This window comes from Niveispirillum irakense DSM 11586, from assembly GCF_000429645.1.
Lineage (GTDB): Bacteria > Pseudomonadota > Alphaproteobacteria > Azospirillales > Azospirillaceae > Niveispirillum > Niveispirillum irakense.
Genome location: NZ_KE386934.1, coordinates 248,615 through 265,702, shown reverse-complemented (window position 1 = coordinate 265,702; position 17,088 = coordinate 248,615). Strand labels below are relative to the sequence as shown.

The 17,088-nt window shown below is 62.2% G+C and carries 18 protein-coding genes; 10 read left to right on the top strand and 8 right to left on the bottom strand.

Annotation, left to right across the window (positions count from 1 at the left end):
* Positions 1-157 precede the first annotated feature (157 nt).
* The 6 genes from G473_RS0120160 to dxs all read left to right on the top strand — a co-directional run bounded on the left by G473_RS0120160 (position 158) and on the right by dxs (position 5,201).
* A complete protein-coding gene (locus G473_RS0120160) occupies positions 158-568 on the top strand; it encodes a DUF423 domain-containing protein (RefSeq protein WP_161631019.1) in 411 nt (136 codons plus the stop codon).
* Positions 569-646: 78 nt separating this feature from the next.
* Positions 647-901 (top strand): sulfurtransferase TusA family protein, encoded by a 255-nt coding sequence (locus G473_RS0120155; RefSeq protein WP_029014583.1) that lies wholly within the window; start codon positions 647-649, stop codon positions 899-901.
* A 157-nt stretch (positions 902-1,058) separates the two neighbouring features.
* The gene (locus G473_RS0120150; protein ID WP_029014582.1) at positions 1,059-1,991 is read left to right on the top strand and encodes a histone deacetylase family protein; all 933 of its coding nucleotides are present in this window, start codon (positions 1,059-1,061) and stop codon (positions 1,989-1,991) included.
* A 118-nt stretch (positions 1,992-2,109) separates the two neighbouring features.
* Entirely contained in the window at positions 2,110-2,361 is a 252-nt protein-coding gene (locus tag G473_RS0120145; protein ID WP_029014581.1) for an exodeoxyribonuclease VII small subunit, read from the top strand.
* A 5-nt stretch (positions 2,362-2,366) separates the two neighbouring features.
* Positions 2,367-3,266 (top strand): polyprenyl synthetase family protein, encoded by a 900-nt coding sequence (locus G473_RS0120140; protein ID WP_029014580.1) that lies wholly within the window; start codon positions 2,367-2,369, stop codon positions 3,264-3,266.
* 18 nt (positions 3,267-3,284) lie between these two features.
* A complete protein-coding gene (gene dxs / locus G473_RS0120135) occupies positions 3,285-5,201 on the top strand; it encodes a 1-deoxy-D-xylulose-5-phosphate synthase (protein ID WP_029014579.1) in 1,917 nt (638 codons plus the stop codon).
* Positions 5,202-5,368: 167 nt separating this feature from the next.
* On the opposite strand, the gene G473_RS0120130 is transcribed toward dxs, so the two are convergent.
* Positions 5,369-6,412 (bottom strand): NAD(P)-dependent alcohol dehydrogenase, encoded by a 1,044-nt coding sequence (locus G473_RS0120130; RefSeq protein ID WP_029014578.1) that lies wholly within the window; start codon positions 6,410-6,412, stop codon positions 5,369-5,371.
* A 185-nt stretch (positions 6,413-6,597) separates the two neighbouring features.
* On the opposite strand from G473_RS0120130, the gene G473_RS0120125 reads away from it, so the two are divergent.
* Positions 6,598-7,494: an AraC family transcriptional regulator gene (locus G473_RS0120125; RefSeq protein ID WP_029014577.1), complete on the top strand. Its 897-nt coding sequence runs from the start codon at positions 6,598-6,600 to the stop codon at positions 7,492-7,494.
* A gap of 71 nt (positions 7,495-7,565) precedes the next feature.
* Here G473_RS0120125 and G473_RS28080 read toward each other — a convergent pair whose 3' ends face one another.
* A complete protein-coding gene (locus G473_RS28080; protein WP_161631018.1) occupies positions 7,566-9,275 on the bottom strand; it encodes a tetratricopeptide repeat protein in 1,710 nt (569 codons plus the stop codon).
* Positions 9,276-9,597: 322 nt separating this feature from the next.
* Between G473_RS28080 and G473_RS0120115 the strand changes: the two genes are divergently transcribed.
* Both G473_RS0120115 and G473_RS0120110 read left to right on the top strand, forming a co-directional pair.
* Entirely contained in the window at positions 9,598-9,927 is a 330-nt protein-coding gene (locus tag G473_RS0120115; protein ID WP_029014576.1) for a hypothetical protein, read from the top strand.
* 137 nt (positions 9,928-10,064) lie between these two features.
* Complete coding sequence (locus G473_RS0120110) at positions 10,065-10,616, top strand: MmcB family DNA repair protein (protein WP_245580204.1); 552 nt, start codon at positions 10,065-10,067, stop codon at positions 10,614-10,616.
* A gap of 6 nt (positions 10,617-10,622) precedes the next feature.
* Here the strand turns inward: G473_RS0120110 and G473_RS28075 are convergent, their stop codons facing one another.
* From G473_RS28075 to G473_RS0120080, 6 genes are all read right to left on the bottom strand, one after another.
* A complete protein-coding gene (locus G473_RS28075) occupies positions 10,623-11,999 on the bottom strand; it encodes a hypothetical protein (protein WP_245580202.1) in 1,377 nt (458 codons plus the stop codon).
* On the bottom strand, positions 11,980-12,594 hold the full coding sequence (locus tag G473_RS0120100; RefSeq protein ID WP_051330516.1) for a BON domain-containing protein: 615 nt from the start codon (positions 12,592-12,594) through the stop codon (positions 11,980-11,982). The genes G473_RS28075 and G473_RS0120100 overlap by 20 nt, the downstream gene beginning before the upstream one ends.
* Positions 12,595-12,688: 94 nt before the next feature.
* A complete protein-coding gene (locus G473_RS0120095; protein ID WP_029014573.1) occupies positions 12,689-13,510 on the bottom strand; it encodes an N-acetylmuramoyl-L-alanine amidase family protein in 822 nt (273 codons plus the stop codon).
* Positions 13,511-13,654: 144 nt separating this feature from the next.
* Positions 13,655-14,467 carry a PhyR family response regulator anti-anti-sigma factor gene (locus G473_RS28070; protein WP_035708456.1) on the bottom strand — a complete coding sequence of 271 codons (813 nt, stop codon included), beginning with the start codon at positions 14,465-14,467 and terminating at the stop codon, positions 13,655-13,657.
* A gap of 113 nt (positions 14,468-14,580) precedes the next feature.
* Positions 14,581-15,372, bottom strand: coding sequence for a DUF1194 domain-containing protein (locus G473_RS28065; RefSeq protein WP_245580200.1), 792 nt, complete (start codon positions 15,370-15,372; stop codon positions 14,581-14,583).
* Entirely contained in the window at positions 15,369-16,343 is a 975-nt protein-coding gene (locus G473_RS0120080) for a magnesium transporter CorA family protein (RefSeq protein ID WP_029014572.1), read from the bottom strand. The genes G473_RS28065 and G473_RS0120080 overlap by 4 nt, the downstream gene beginning before the upstream one ends.
* 152 nt (positions 16,344-16,495) lie before the next feature.
* Here G473_RS0120080 and G473_RS0120075 point away from each other — a divergent pair, with 152 nt between their 5' ends.
* Complete coding sequence (locus G473_RS0120075; protein WP_035708453.1) at positions 16,496-17,065, top strand: septation protein A; 570 nt, start codon at positions 16,496-16,498, stop codon at positions 17,063-17,065.
* The last annotated feature ends 23 nt before the right edge of the window (positions 17,066-17,088 follow it).

Genomic DNA, 17,088 nt, shown 5'->3' with positions numbered 1-17,088 from the left:
CCCGCGGGGCCGGTTGCCAAAGGGCGGTGCTTTTCCGGCGCCGCCCTTTTTCTTTATGGCTGGCGGAATGTCGCAAGGGTTGACGGCATCTTTCATGGCAGCTTGCGTGCCCATAGAATGGTGGTCCGCCACGATCTTCCCATCTGCCAGAGTGGACATGATGACCGACAGTGCCCATGCCGATCCTGCGGCTGACCGTTTGCTGATACTGGCGGGATTGTTCGGGGCCTTAGCCGTGGCGGCAGGGGCCTATGCGAGCCATGGGCTGGGTGCGATCCGGCCAGCGCGATCGGTGGAGCTGTGGCAGATGGCCAGCCATTACCAGCTTATCCATGCGGTTGCCCTTGTCGGGATCGTGCTGTTGCGCCGGGTGCTGCCCCATGCGGCACGGCGGCTGTTGGCGGCAGGGCTGGCCTTTGCCATCGGGTCCATCCTGTTTCCCGGCGCGCTTTACGCCTTGGGCTGGTGGGGGCCAAGTGTGATGGGGGCCGTGGCGCCCTTGGGCGGTCTTGCCTTTATTGTGGGATGGCTCTTGCTGGGCTCGGCTGCCCTGGGCCGCAAAGCCTGACATCCGGGCGCCGCCATTGACAGGGGCGGGGCGAAGGGCCATAGCCGGGCCGTTGCCTTAATACCGGACGGAGCGGACATGGCGGACGCCGATATCGAGCTGGATTGCCGGGGGCTGAAATGCCCGATGCCGGTCTTGCGCGCTGCCCGGGCCTTGCGGGGCATGGCGCGGGGGCAGGTGCTTGCGGTCACCGCGACGGACAAGGTGGCCTTGAAGGATTTTGAGACATTCTGCCGCGAATCCGGTCATGAATTGTTGGAGATCATCGCGGCGGGCGATCACCCCGCCGGCCCTGTTCATCTGTTTCGCATCCGTCATGGGGCCCCTACTTAGGTCGCCCGGTCGGTCAGCCTGCGCATGATTTGGCGCAAAGACAGCCATCCACCGGCATGGCATGATGGTGTCCAAGATGCCGTATTTACAGAACATTGCCCATCCAAGGGCTGGCCGGCATCTGTTGTGATTGGGGAAACGCTTTGAAAGGCTTGGGATGAATACCGCCCTTTTCACCCATCTGGATTGTCTGGAGCATGATACCGGCTTCGGCCATCCGGAATGTGCCGACCGGTTACGGGTGGTGCTGTCGGCGCTGGAGGAAGAAAGCTTCATGTTCCTGGACCGGCGCGACGCGCCGCGTGCCACGCGGGAACAGTTGGAAAGGGTGCATCCACCCGCCCATGTCAGCGCCCTGCTAGAGGCGATTCCAGCAGAGGGTCATACGTCGCTGGATAGCGATACAGTTCTGTCGCCCGGCACGGGTGAGGCGGCCTTGCGCGCCGCCGGTGCGGTGGTGGCGGCGGTTGATGCGGTGTGCGGTGGGGAAGTGCGCAACGCCTTCTGCGCTGTCCGCCCGCCGGGCCACCATGCCGAACCCGATCAGGCAATGGGTTTCTGCCTGTTCAACAATGTGGCGGTGGGGGCCGCCCATGCCCGCGCCGCCCACAGGATCAAGCGTGTCGCCATCGTCGATTTCGATGTCCATCACGGCAATGGCACCCAGACGTTCTGCGAGCATGATTCGGCCCTGTTTTATGCCTCAACCCATCAATGGCCGCTTTATCCCGGCACCGGCTCCGTGCGGGAGCAGGGGGATTACGGCAATGTGCTCAATGTCTGCCTGCCCCCCATGTCCGGCAGCCCGGAATTCCGCCACGGCATCCAGTCGCAACTGATTCCAGCGCTGGATGCCTTCCGTCCCGATCTGCTGATGATCTCCGCCGGGTTCGACGCCCATATGCGCGACCCGGTAGGTGGGCTGGACCTGACAGATGATGATTTTGCCTGGGTGACCAGCCGGTTGCTGGAAGTGGCGGATCGTCACGCCAAGGGCCGTGTCGTCTCTGTGCTGGAAGGGGGATATGATCTGCGGGCGCTGGCCAGCAGCACGGCGGCCCATGTCAAAACCCTGATGGTCGGGGGGTGATGGCAAGGCGGGCCGGTTCAACCCTCAACCGGCGTCACCCAGCCACGTCGCTTGTGGTGCTTGAACCGCCGGGCGGGTGGACATACAGTCCGCCGTTCCGCAATGCAGTGCAGAAGCCATGACCGAGACGACCCTGCCAGCCGATATCTCCGCCCTCAGCTTTGAGGATGCGCTCGCCGAGCTGGAGCGTATCGTGCGCCAGCTAGAGGAAGGGCGCGCCAAGCTGGATGATGCCATCCAGTTCTATGAACGCGGCACCCTGCTGAAGCGTCATTGTGAATTGAAGCTGCGCGAAGCCCAGGCCAAGGTCGACCGCATCGCCATTGCCGCCGATGGCAGCATCACCGCCGAACCCGCCCGACTGGATTGAGCCGAATGCCCTCGCTGCCCAAGACCCTGACCGCCGCCATGGCGGATACTGTCGAACAGGTGGAAGCCGCGATCGACGTGCTGCTGCCCCGTGCCGATCTGGTAGAGGCGCGGTTGTTCGATGCCATGCGCTATGGCTGTCTGGGCGGCGGCAAGCGCCTGCGCCCTTTCCTGGTCATGGAAAGTGCGCGCATGTTCGGGGTGAACCCGGCCTGCGCCCTGCGCGCGGCGGCCGCGGTGGAGTTCATCCATTGCTACAGCCTGATCCATGATGACCTGCCGGCCATGGATGACAGTGAATTGCGCCGGGGCCGCAAGACGGTGCATGTCCAGTTCGATGAGGCAACGGCCATCCTGGCGGGCGACGGGCTGTTGACCCAGGCGTTCGAAATCCTGGCCGATCCGGAAACGCATGAAGACCCGCAGGTCCGCTGCAAGCTGGTGGCAGCCTTGGCCAAGGCCGCCGGGCCCCGGGGCATGGTTGGCGGCCAGATGCTGGACCTGATCGCGGAGACGACGAGCTTCGATATCGGTGCCATCACCCGCCTTCAGCGGATGAAGACCGGTGACATGATCGCCTTTTCCGCTTGCGCGGGGGCGATTCTGGGCCGGGCCGGCGCGCCGCAGCACCATGCATTGCAGGCCTATGCCCATGATCTGGGGCTGGCGTTCCAGATTGCCGATGATCTTCTTGATGTAGAAGGTGTTCAGGACGAAGTGGGCAAGCCGCTGGGTCGTGATGACGTTGCTGGAAAAGCCACATTTGTTTCTATATTGGGGGTGGAGCGGGCGCGTGATCAGGCGCGCCGGCTTGCCAACCAGGCTGCCATGCATCTGGACATCTTCGGCGAGCGTGCGGAAATGCTGCGTCAGGTCGCCCAGTTCGTCGTTGAGCGGCGGTCGTAAGAAAGAAGAGGGGTCGGAATGTCCCAGTCGAAGACGCCGCTGCTGGACCAGGTGAAGGTTCCGGCCGACCTGCGCCGCCTGCAACCGTCACAGCTTCGCCAACTGGCCGATGAATTGCGGGCGGAGACGATTGATGCTGTCTCCGTTACCGGTGGTCATCTGGGCGCCGGGCTGGGCGTGGTCGAACTGACGGTGGCGCTGCATTATTGCTTCGATACCCCGGACGATCGGTTGATCTGGGATGTGGGTCACCAATCCTACCCCCATAAGATCCTGACCGGGCGGCGGGACCGTATCCGTACCCTGCGCATGGGTGGCGGCCTCTCCGGCTTCACCAAACGGTCGGAGAGCGAGTACGACCCGTTCGGCACGGCCCACAGCTCTACCTCCATCTCTGCCGGGCTGGGCATGGCGGTGGCGCGCGATCTGGCAGGCAAGACCAACAATGTCGTCGCCATCATTGGCGACGGCGCCCTGTCGGCCGGCATGGCCTATGAGGCGATGAACAATGCCGGGGCGGCCAATTCCCGCCTCGTGGTCATCCTCAATGACAATGACATGTCCATCGCGCCGCCGGTGGGGGCGCTCTCGGGCTATCTGTCACGGCTGATCTCGTCCAAATCCTATCGCGGCTTCCGTGATTTTTCCAAACAGGTGGCCGAACATCTGCCACGCCCGCTGCTCAACGCTGCGCGCCGGGCGGAGGAATATGCCCGTGGCATGGTCACGGGCGGCACCCTGTTTGAAGAACTGGGCTTCTATTATGTTGGTCCCATCGACGGGCATAATCTGGACCATCTGCTGCCGGTACTGGAAAATGTCCGCGACGATCCGCAGGGCGGACCGGTACTGGTGCATGTCGTCACCCAGAAGGGCAAGGGCTATGCCCCGGCGGAGGCATCCGCCGACAAGCTGCACGCGGTGGGCAAGTTCGATGTCATTACGGGGACCCAAGCCAAGGCTAAGGCGAACGCCCCCAGCTATACCCGCGTCTTCGCCGATGCCCTGATCGCAGAGGCCGCGAAGGACGACAAGATCGTCGCCATCACCGCCGCCATGCCGTCTGGCACTGGCTTGGACCTGTTCCAGAAGCAGTTCCCCAAGCGCAGCTTCGATGTGGCGATTGCGGAGCAGCACGCCGTAACCTTCGCTGCCGGCATGGCGACGGAAGGGTACAAGCCGTTCTGCGCCATCTATTCCACCTTCCTGCAGCGCGCCTATGATCAGGTCGTGCATGATGTGGCCTTGCAGAACCTGCCGGTGCGTTTCGCCATCGACCGGGCCGGGCTGGTCGGCGCTGATGGGGCCACCCATGCCGGCGCCTTTGATGTCGCCTATCTGGCCTGCCTGCCCAATATGGTGGTGATGGCAGCGGCGGACGAGGCCGATCTGGTGCATATGGTCGCCACCTGCGCCGCCTATGAGGATGGGCCCATTGCCGTGCGCTATCCGCGCGGTGAAGGTGTTGGCATCGACATGCCGTCAGAGGGCATGCCGCTGACCATCGGCAAGGGCCGCATCCTTCAGGAGGGCAGCAAGGTTGCCATCCTGTCCTTTGGTGCCCGGTTGCAGGAGGCGATGAAGGCGGCGGAAGATCTGGGTATTCGCGGCCTGTCCACCACGGTGGCCGATGCCCGATTCGCCAAACCGCTTGATACAGACCTGATCGAGCGGCTGGTCCGCAGCCATGATGTTCTGATCACGATTGAAGAAGGGTCGGTCGGCGGCTTCGGCAGTCAGGTCCTGCACCATCTGGCGGTGACGGGTCTGCTGGACCATGGCTGCAAGATCCGCCCGATGGTCCTGCCCGATATCTATCAGGACCATGATACGCCTTATAAGCAGTATGAGGAGGCGGGGCTGAATGCCCGCCATATCGTGGAAACCGCCCTGAAGGCACTGGGAACGGATGGGGCCAAGGCGGCCCTGGCTTGACCTTGGCACTTCCTGGGACGCTGCTGAAAAAGGGGGGCGGCACGGCCCCCCTTTTTGTTGGGAGCCTTGGAGCCGGGTGCGTTTAACCGGAAACGCACCCGGCTCCAAGTTCTTGTTCAGCGAGCTGATTCACGCTCCAAAGCGATCCCGCTTTTCCGCGATCCGCTCTAGAACAGGCTTTCCATGTCGATCACGAAACGATAGCGCACGTCGCTTTTGATCACGCGCTCATAGGCGTCATTGATATCCTTGATATCGATGGTCTCGATCTCGGCCGTGATGTCGTGCTGGCCGCAGAAATCCAGCATTTCCTGTGTCTCCTTGATCGACCCGATCATGGAGCCGGCCAGGGAGCGGCGAGCGGGCACCAAGGCGAAGGCATGGACCGGAATCGCATTCTCCGGCACGCCGACAATAACCATGGTGCCATCGATCTTCAGCAGGCCCAGATAGGCGTTCCAGTCGATCTCGCTGGAGACGGTGCAGACGATCAGATCAAAGCTGTTGGCCAGCTTGGTGAAGGTGTCTGCGTCGGCGGTGGCGTAATAATGGTCGGCACCGAAGCGACGGCCATCGGCCTCTTTCGACAGGCTCTGGCTCAGCACCGTGACGTCTGCGCCCATGGCATGGGCCAGCTTCACACCCATATGGCCCAGGCCACCCATGCCCAGGATGGCCACCTTCTTGCCGGGACCGGCGTTCCAGTGACGCAAGGGAGAGTAGAGCGTAATGCCGGCGCACAGCAAGGGGGCCGCCCTGTCCAGGGGCAGGTTGTCCGGGATGGACAGGACATAGCCTTCCCGCACCACGATATGGTCGGAATAGCCGCCATAGGTGGGGGTGACGCCATCGGCTTCCACATCATTATAGGTCTGGACCAGACCAGGCAGATACTGTTCCAGATCCACGTCGCGGGTGGCGCATTGGGTGCAGGAATGGACGAAGCAGCCAACACCAACCCGGTCACCGACCTTGAATTTCGTCACATTGGCGCCGACGGCGGTGACGATGCCGGCGATCTCGTGCCCCGGCACCATGGGGAAGCGGGAATTGCCCCATTCATTGCGGGCCTGATGAATGTCGGAATGGCAGACGCCGCAATATTTGATCTCGATGACCACATCGTCAGCCGTCGGTTCGCGACGTTCAAAGGTGAAGGGCGCCAGCTTGGCATCGGCCGACAGGGCGCCATAGGCTTTCGCGGTTGCCATTTTTAATCCTCGATATTCCAGATGGGATGTGAGGGACTATCCACCAGTCGGGCTTTGGGGTGGTAGACCGATCCTGCAAGCTTATTGCCTGATCCTGCAAACGCCCCCTAATAGGCTTTCCAGGGAAGGGACACCGGTTTACCGTTCCACACTCTCAGAAGCTCGTGATCTACAGGCGATTGCCCATGTCCGATACAATGCCAAGCCTTGGTCAGATGGCATCCCTGTTTGCCCGTTACGCCAGGGAGGACGGTGATAATGCCACACCTGTACCCCGCCTGTGGCTTTATCGGCAGAGCACCCCGACCAGCCCGATCCCCTGTGCGTACCGGCCAGGCCTGTCCCTGGTGCTGCAGGGGGCGAAAAGCATGACCCTGGCATCGGAGACGTACCATTATGGGACGGGCCAGTATCTGCTGAACTCCCTGCATCTGCCGGCGGTCGCCCATGTCACGCAGGCATCGGCGGAACAGCCACATTTCTGCTTTTCCTTCGCCATTGATCCGGAAAAACTGGGCGAAGTGTTGCTGCGTGCGCCGACCGTGGCGGGGGTGGAAAGCGGCAGTGCCCGCGGCGTTGCCGTGAGTGACGCCACACCGGAACTGCTGGAAGCGGCATGGCGTCTGCTGCGTCTGTTGGATCGCCCCCAGGATATTCCGGTCATGGCCCCCCTGATTGAACAGGAATTGCTGTACCGGGTGTTGAGCGGCCCGGACGGCACACGTTTGCTGCGGATCATGTCTGGCGGGGGGCAAAGCAGCCGCATCGTGCGCGCCGTGGCCTGGCTGCGGGCCAATTTCGCTGATCCGCTGCGGGTTGAGGAACTGGCCGAGCATGTGAATATGAGCGTCTCGTCCCTGCATCACCATTTCAAGGCGGTGACGGCGATGAGCCCGATGCAGTACCAAAAGCAGCTTCGCTTGCATGAGGCGCGACGCCTGATGCTGGCGGAAGGGCTGGATGCCGGTACGGCCAGCCTGCGCGTCGGCTATCAAAGCCCATCGCAGTTCAGCCGGGAATATAGCCGGCTCTACGGCATGCCGCCCCTGCGTGATGTCGGGCGGCTGCGGGAAGCGGTGTAATAGGTAAAGGGTGAAGGGCAGGGCGCGCTATCATCCGCCATCCTGCCCTTCACCGGCTCAATTAGCCCGGCTCAGTTAGCGTTGTTGTCCCGGGGGACCGATGCTGTCCGCGGTGTGGCCAGTCCTTCCTTCAGCTTGCTTTCCGCTGATTTGCGCAAGCCTTCATTATCCGCCTGCTGCGCGGCGCGGGACCATTGGAAACGGGCTTCCTGCTTGCGGCCCAGCGCCCAATAGGCATCGCCCAGATGGTCGCTGATCGACGGGTCCATCGGCTCCAGTTCCATTGCCTGTTCCAGCAGGTCCACGGCGCCGTGGAAATCCCCCTGCTTGAACTTGGCCCAGCCCAGGCTATCAATGATGAAACCGTCCTTGGGGCGCAGGGCCAGCGCCTGTTCAATCATCTGCCGGCCTTTTTCCAGGTCGATATCGCGATCGACATAGGAATAGCCCAGATAATTCAAAATGCTGGCCTGATTGGGGCTGAGCGCCAGGGCCTGCTTCATCACGGCTTCCGCCTTGGCCCAGTCGCCCATTGTGTCCAGGCAGATGCCACGGGCATAGAACAGCGCCCAATCGGTGGGGGCCGGCTGGTCAATACGCGCGATGGCCCGATCATAGGCGACCAGTGCTTTCTGCGGCTGGCGCGCCATGCGATACAGATCGCCCATCTGCATCAAGGCGTCCGTCCGCTCCGGCTGGTCGGCGGCCATGGTATCCAGCACCTTGGCCGCATCATCAATCCGGTCCATCTGGCGCAACGTGTCGGCCTGACGAAGCTTGGCCGACCAAAGCAGGCCGGCATCAGCTTTTACCGCCCGATATTCCCGCAGCGCCGCCGCATGCTGGCCCCTGGTGGCCAGCACATCACCCACCATCAGGCGGGCCAAGGGCTGGTGGGGATCAAGATAGAGCGATACCCGACCATAAAGCAGGCTCATCTCCAGCGCTTTTTCCTGTTGCAGGGCGGCGGCCATTTCATACAGCGCTTCACCCAGCCCCGTTCCGGCGTCCTTCACCAGCCGTTCCGGCACGATACCCTTGTTCAGCCGTGCAATGGTCTCGTCCATCGCCAGTGTTCCGGGATTGGCGCGGCGATAGCCCTCATACAGACGGCGTGCTGCATCGCGATTGCCCGCCCGCTCATGGAAATTGCCGACAAGGTAGGTCAAGCGCAGGGGCATCCCCCGTTCGCCAGCGGCGACATAATGCAGGGCGGCAGCCTCATGGTCGTCCGTCAGATCCTCAATCAGCGCGATCTGGAGCTGCTGCATGACGGCGAACCCTTCATGGGTCTTCAACGCCTTCAGCCGGTTTACCGCCCCTTCCTTGTCACCCCGCGCCACGTCAACCCAGGCGCTGAGCAGGGGGGTGATGAACTGGGACAAGCCATCGACGGGCAGGGTCGCCAGCCTGGCGGCCGCTTCTTCGGCTTTCCCCTGCTTCAAATCATCGGCAATGATCAGAATGCTGGCGATATAGGAGGCATCTGCATCCATCCGCCGGGCCAGCCGCACGGCTTCGGCATCATCACCATCACCGAGATTCAGCAGGAAGGTCCGGCGCAGCAAGGCGTCATTCTCCGGATCTTTCCGCAGCGCCGCCCCCAGATTATCTGCCGCGGTGCCCCAGTCGCCGGCATTCTGTGCCACGCGACCAGCCAGATAGCGCGCGATCTCACTGGCATTATCCTCCGGCGGCGATCCGGCCAGGGCTGACCCTGCCAACAGCAGTGTGACCAGCCCGGCGGCAACCTTCTTCGGCATCCAGCAGGAAATATTCACGCGCGCCCACCTTTCGTTGGTGTCGGGCTGCCGCCCGGGGACCATCGCCGGCCCATTTGCAATGCGAAGAGCCTAAACAGGAATAGCTTAACCATTCAATAAGGCAACCGCCGCCTATGACATTTGTCTCAGCCTTCTGGCCGGATCAGGTTTTAACCATGTGGTTTTGAATGTGCCCGGTCGCAGACCACAATGCATGCAAATTGTGCATATGTGGCGCGCAATCGTGCAAAAAATCGGTAACGTCATTTTGACATTTTCTCTGTCAATATTCGTTCTGCTGGCGGCGAAGTCGTCAGCCATTCGAACCCAGGGACCTTGCATGTATCCCGCAGTGGCGACCGGAGCCCATAATCCGGCAAATGGCGTGGTGGCCGGCCTGATGCCCACCGATATGCTTTCCCAGTCGGCCTCGATGCCCATACCGCCGCCGCAGATGCAATCCCATTACGGGGCTGAAGCGCTGGCGGAACAGATTCTGGCCGCTGTTGGCCGGTGTCGTACACTGGGCCATCGCGATCCCCGCATTACCCTGACCCGTCCGACGGATGTGGTGGAAGGGGTGCGCGCCTTGCTGGAACTGGCCGGTCTGACCCCGTCCGTCCGTCCGTCCAGCATCGGCGGCCAGTCGGTCCTTATCGTCAGGCTCTGATCCCGATACCTGCCTGATCTTCCCACCGGTTCCGGTCCGCCGGGACTGGTGGGGCCATTATCACTTGCCTTGCCCCTCTCGGGTTGTTCATGATCTGTACTGATCATGCATCCCTTATATAGGGTCGGGAGAGGGTGATGGTGGTGCAGCGGATGGCAGAACCGGAGATTGCCCTGACAGGGGAGGGCGACCTATCCCCACCTGCCATGACGATGAGTGGCGGAGCGGCGGCGCTTGTGCGTACGGTCTTACCGCGCCCTGCATCGGACAGGGCAGCGGCGATCACCCGTGGCGTGCGCCGGATGATGGCGGAACGCGGTCAACAGGGGATCGTGGAATTCTGTCTCGCCAATGGGCGGCGGGCTGATTTGCTGTGCCTCTCCGACAAGGGAGAGGTGACGATTGTCGAGGTCAAAAGCAGCGTCGCGGATTTCCGGGCTGACCATAAATGGCAGGATTACCTGGAATTTTGTGACTGCTTCTATTTCGCAGTCAGCGATGATTTCCCACAGGAACTGATCCCGGCGGAATGCGGCCTGATCGTCGCCGATGCTTTCGGCGCGGAAATCCTGCGGAATGGTCCGGTGGCCCCCTTACCTGGCGCCCGTCGCAAGACCTTGATGGTGCGGATTGCCCAGGCGGCCATGGCCCGGCTTCATCGCCTGGAAGACCCCGCCAAGGGTCTGTAGCTGCTCTTATTCGAGCATCGCATGCCCGGTCTCAATTTCGACCAGGGCCGCCAGCAGGGGCACGGCAAGATCGCGGCGCTGGCCGGTCCCGCGCTCGGCCTCGCCGATTGCGTTTTGGAAGCTGTTGCGCCAGCGTTGATCATCATAAAGCAACTTGTCAGCCCGTGCCCGCTGCATCAGCACGATGGGGGACCGCATGTCGGTCACCACCTTGTCCAGCCGGGTTGATAACAGGGTGGCATGGGCCTTGTCCTTGGATTTCAAGGCGCCGTTTATCAGTTCCACATAGGTTTCCGCCTTCAGGTCAACATCCTGAAGCTGGTCGGCATAGGTCAGGGTCAGGGTACGCTCCCCCCGTGCTTCCAGCCGGCCCAGCACCTGGGGAATGGTCCAGGGGCTTTCTTCCTGCACGGTACGCAGCAGGCCCAAGGCCAGATTGGTATCCCCCAGGTCGCCAGCCGCTACAGCCAGTTCCGGCGGGCAGCAATTGCCACGACGATCCTTGAAGCGGCTGAACTGCTCTTCAACCGTGTTCAGAAACAGGGTGCGCGCCCGGGCTTCCAGACCCACGCGCAGCAGCGATTGTGCGACCAGCCCCAATTCCCAGGCACAGCCCTTGGTACGGGCAAATTCCGTCGCCTCCTCTGCCACGGCCGCCGCGCGCGACATGTCGCCCTGCCAGGTCAATGCTTCAACAATGTCCGACAGGTTGTAGATGCGGGTGGAGCAATCCGCGAAGCCACGGGTAATTTGAAGGGCCAGATCCACTTCACCCGTCAGTGCCAGTGTGCGGCCAACAAACAGGTCGGCGCTGACATCGCTTTTCACGCCGCCTGTGCGCAAGGCCTGGACGAAGGGGGCCACAATCGGATGGACCCGCTCACGGTCACCGATATGGTAATGGGCAACCGCCAGCGACAGCCAGTCCCAGCGCGGCGCGGCGATGGGATATTCGACCGGTGCGACCAGCCCTTCGATCCGGTGCAGCAAACAGGCATTGGATTTGGGATCGGTACAGACCATCCCGCGCAGCCGGCGCTTGAATTCGACATAGTCGAAATCACCGATGAACTGGTTGGTCACCAGTTGCACCGCCAGCGTGCTTTCCGGCAGGCGGGTGATGATATCGTTCAGCAGCCGGTCAGCTTCCGTCAGCAGCTTGGTCTGCTCGGCCTGATCATAGGATTGATCGGCCTTGGAAATGGCCTGCATCGCCATCACGAACTGGCGATTGGCCTGCGCGTTCTGGTCGCCGGCCTGGGCTTGCGCCTGGACCGTACCAGCCAGTGTCAGGACACACAGAAATAGCAGCGCGCCAAACCACTGGCGCGCGCCTTCCCATGCCGTGGAACAGGCGCCGGTATCAGTTCGGCACGACGACATGGCTCACCACCTGGCGGACGCGAGAAATAGTGCGGGCATGGTTGCGGACACGCTCCAGCTCTTGGGCAGAGCGGGCGCGGCCCATCAGATAGACGGTCTGGTTTACCGTTTCGATGGTGAAATTGCGCGAGGTGATTTCCGCGTCGGTCAGCAGTTTGGTGCGGAGCTGGGTTGTGATCCAGGCATCGGCCGCCTTGTCGGACAGGCTCGACTCGTCACCAAAGCCGATTTCGTTGATGACTTCGCGCACACCATTGACCTGCCAGGCAAGACGGACAGCCTCCACCCGCTCATCGGCATTGCCGGCGCGACCGGTCAGCAGGGCCCGGCCATCGCGAACGGTCACGTCCAGCCGGTCATTAAGGCCGGGCACGGTAGCCCATTGGGCTTCCACCGCACGGGTCAGCACATTGTCGGGAACCTTCGGGCCGCTTTCCAGGGCGGCCGCCCCATCATTCGGCGTGGCGCACCCAGTCAGGGGCATCACGGCCACAACAGCCAGAAATGCCATGCCAATCCAGGAATGGCTGTTACGGACAGTTTCGCCGGTTTTGCCGGCGCCGCTGACGGGCGCCTGATGGCGCACACTCACCATGATTTTTGCCTCCTGCCGCCGCTCACACCACTAACGTGCAAGGTGCCAGCATCATATCCGTTAAATGTGGTCACAACCGGGCTTGTAGAGCAGGTCAGGCGAAGGGGGCGGCTGCCAGCACCGCTGACAGTTCCCGTGCCAGGATGCCGGCGATACGCTTTCGTGCCGAGGAGTCGCGGAGCAATTGCTCATCCTGCTTGTTGGAAAGGAAGCCGGTTTCGATCAGCAGCGACGGCACTTCGGGCGCTTTGAGAACGGCGAAATTGGCGGCACGCATCGGGTTATCCAGCAAGCGTATATCCTTGCCGGCACCGCTGATGATGCTTTGCTTGGCATGGAGGGCGGCGGTGCGGGTGTGGCGCGCCGCCAGATCCACCAGGATCGCTGCGACATTCTCATCCAGGTCGCCCATATCAAGCCCCAGCCCGCCGGCCAGATTTTCCTGCTTGGCGATGGCGGCGGCGAAATCATCGCTCGCCTTTTCGGCCAGCGTGTAGGCGGAGAGGCCCCGCGCGTTGCGGTTGGGGGCACTATCGGCATGGATGGAAATGAACAGGTCGGCTTTGGCCTGACGGGCCATCTGCCGACGTTGGGGCAGTTCGATAAAGGTGTCGCTGTCGCGGGTCAGCACGACATTGGTGCCGGCATTGCGACCGATCAGCCGGGCCATTTCCTTGGAAATGTCCAGCACCACGTCCTTTTCAAACGTGTTGTGATAACGGCCGATGGCGCCGGGGTCATGGCCCCCGTGACCGGGATCAATCATCACCAGTTTGGGGGGGCGGGCTTTCTTCGCCGGCGGGCGGGCCTGGGCCACTTCCTGGCCTGCCATCACGGGTGGGGCCAGCGTTATGGCCACCGAAGGGGCCAGCAGGGGCACGCCAAACGCAAAACGAAGCAAATCCCGACGATTCATGGATCAGACCACCATCCGGACCCCCGCCTCAAGGGTCCATATACAGGCCGCATCATTGGACCCGGACGGCCCGTTCCGCAATAGAAACGTTGGCGGTCATCGCGGTTGCGGCAGAGTGTTGCGAATACCCAACATATACCCATCTCAGCCGGCTTTGTCAGCCAGCGCGGCCAGGGCGGCGAGCTTTGTTTCCGCAGGTGTGAAGACAGCCTGCGTGATGGCCCGTTCAATCTGCTCGCGGGTGAAGGGCTTGCGGATCACCGGTCCCAGGTGGGCCAGCCCCCGGCGCGACAATTCGTCGCCGAAGGCAGTGACGAAAATAATGGGCAGGGTGCTTTGCTGGCGCAGGCGCTGTGCGGTGGTGATGCCGCTATCGCCGCCGGCCAGACGCAAATCCATCAAAGCCAGCGTGGGCTGGTTGTCGGCGGCTGTGTTCAGGGCCGCTTCCATCGTCGCTGCCGTCCCGCACACGACATGGCCCATCTGGCGAACGGTTTCGGCCAGGTCGCAGGCGATGATGGCATCATCTTCCACAATCATGATGTGGGCGACCAGCGCGCTGCCCAGGCCCTTCTGCGCCTCGGCCATGGCGGCATGGGCTTCCTCCAGCCCCAGGCCCAGCACATCCGCCGCTTCGGCCATCGTCAGCTCTTCCAGGCTGACCAGAAGATAAAGCCGGCGGTTGCGCTCCGGCAGGGTGGCGAGGGCGCGTTCAATCGGATGGCGGCCGACCAGATCCGTGGTCTGGCGGCAATCCTCCCCGCACAGCCGGTTCAGCAGGGCATAGAGGCGCAGGCGGCTGGGGGTTTCCAGCCCATGGCTGATCGGATCTTCCAGGGCGATGGGCATTGCCTCTGCCACCAGCTCGTCGCCCGTCATCGCGTCAGAGGTCAGCGCGCGGGCATAGCGGCGCAGGTAGGGCAGATGGTAGAGCAACTGGCGGGAATGGGCGTCCATTATACTGGTCCTTGGGGGAAATGCCGAGATACGCGCCCCGACTTGGCGGGCCGAGGACATTTTGAGGCTTCGTGCGCTAATTTCCATTCCACTTGCGCAATCGCCCGATTGGCCTAGGGCACACCATCCCCTCTATCGAACGTCAAGGTCTTGATCGGCGAATGCGGCAGGGATGCCATCTGCTGGTCGGCGCGAGAGGGCAGGGCTGCAATCTCCTTCACCATCTTTGCCATGATTGCCTGACCGAAACGATCCAGCCCATCAGCGGTCAGAATGAAGGCGCCGGGGCCGCCGATCACGTGATCCTGGTAATAGCGGTCCAGATCGACTGGTGGCAGGCCCCCCATGGGATTGGGCTGATCATTCACGATGGGCAGACCGTTGATGGTGATCCCCGCAGCAACCGCCTTATCGCGGGCATCACCGGGCGCATGGCCCTGATTGCTGTATCCGTCGCCGGAAATATCGATGACCCGTCTTTCGCCTTTGAAGGGGCTGGTTGTGAACTGCGCCACGCCGAAATCAATGGCACTGCCCAGTGCCGTCCAGCGCCCCGTCTCAATCGGTGCTGCAGCGATGCGGGTGGCGAAAATGTTCAGGCTGTTTTCGTCATCCAGCAATGTCCAGTCCGCCACCAGACGCTGGTGGGTGCTGTCCGCCCATTCGACATAGGCCATGGCGACGCGACCCAGCCCACCGGCGCGAACCGCTTCCCGCAGGGCGCCGCTGGTCAGGGCGGCGACATAGCCCTGGCGCTGCAACTTCGCCTCTTCCCCGTCGATGGAACCGGAAACATCGACCATCAGCAGCAGTTCCACGTCCACTGGCGTCGCCGCGCGGGCGGAGCCCGTGCAGCAGATCATCAGGGCAAAGGCGAAAGCGGAGAACGCGCGCTTACCAATCAAAGCCAGCCACGTCTTTTGAAATAGAGGTAAGGCACGATAACGGAAACCACCATCAACAATAGGGCCAGTGGATAGCCGAACGGCCAGTCCAGTTCCGGCATATTGTGGAAATTCATTCCGTAAATGCTGGCCACCAGGGTCGGCGGCAGGAAGACCACGGCGGCAACGGAGAATATCTTGACGATATTATTCTGCTCGATCCCCACCACACCCAGCAGCGCATCAAGCTGGAAGGCGATGTTGCTGGACAGGAAGGCCGTGTAATCAGCCAGCGACTGGGCATCCTGGCCCAATGTCTTCAGCCGCGCCCGCAGGTTCTTGTCGCCGGCAATCTCTTTCAATGTCGCATTGAAAGCCAGGATGCGCTTCAGCGTGACAAGGCTTTCCCGGGCCTTGGCGGTCAGATCATGGGCGCGTGCGATGCGCTTCAGCAACTGGTGCTGCATGTCGGAGCCGAGATGGCCTTCATGCCCCTCAATCAGCAGTTCGCGCGCCACTGCATTCACGTCTTTGCCCACACCCTCCAGCACGTCGGCAATCCGGTCCAGGATGGCGTCCAGCAGATAGAGAAAGGCGGACGCCCCGCTTTCCAGCTTCACGCCCTGCCGGCTGACCTGATGATGGAAGCCATAGAAGGGCTTGGGATCATCAAAGCGCAGGGTGATCAGCGTGTCTGCGGTCAGGACGAAGGTGATATCCATGGTTTCCGGCACCGGCGCATCGGCCCGGCACAGGACGGTGGCGGTCATGAAGGCGCCGCCCTCGTCGCGATAGACCCGGCTGGAAAGCTCGATCTCCCGCATCTCCTCGCGGGTGGGCAATTCCATGGCGAAGGTACGCTCCACCAATTGCCGCTCCGCGGCGCTGGGGGCGTTCAGGTCGATCCATTGGGCGTGGCGAAGCTGTTCGGGCACCAGTTCGCCATCCAGCGGCTGGTTGCGTCCTTCGATCATGTGATAAGCGCGGATCATTCCATACCATCGTTCCGCTGCGAGGACCGGCCCGAAGGCTGGCGATCATCTGGCATTTAATCCTTTGCAGGGCCGGTGGAAAGCGAACTTTTACCGCAGTCCCTTAACTCACCCCTGGCAAGCTGGCAGCGCAGGCTGTAAATGCTGCTGTCATGAACCCGCTGCTTCGACTGGCTTTGGAAGCGGGGCCGCTGGCCCTCTTCTTCATCGTCAACGCCCGCGCTGGCCTGATGGCCGGTACGGGCGTCTTCATGGCTGCCACCACGGTGGCGCTGATCGTCAACTGGATGCTGGAGCGTCGCCTGCCGGTGATGCCGCTGGTCGGCTGTTTTTTTGTGCTGGTCTTCGGTGGCCTGACCCTGTGGCTGAATGATGAGCTGTTCATCAAGATCAAGCCAACCGTGGTCAATCTGCTGCTGTCCGCCACGCTGTTTGTCGGCCTGTTCCTCAAGCGGAACCTGTTGAAGGTGGTCCTTGGGGCGGCCCTGGAACTGCGGGAGGAGGGATGGCGTATCCTGACCGTGCGCTGGGCCTGGTTCTTCTTGTTCCTGGCCGTGGTGAACGAGATTGTCTGGCGCAGCTTCGACACCGAAATCTGGGTCAATTTCAAGGTGTTCGGCATCATGCCGCTGTCGCTGCTCTTCTCCATGGCGCAGGTGCCGGTGATCATGAAGCATCAGATCCACCCGGAAGGCGAGGGTAAACCCGACAGTGTAGCCTGACACGCCACCGTTACAGTTCCGTC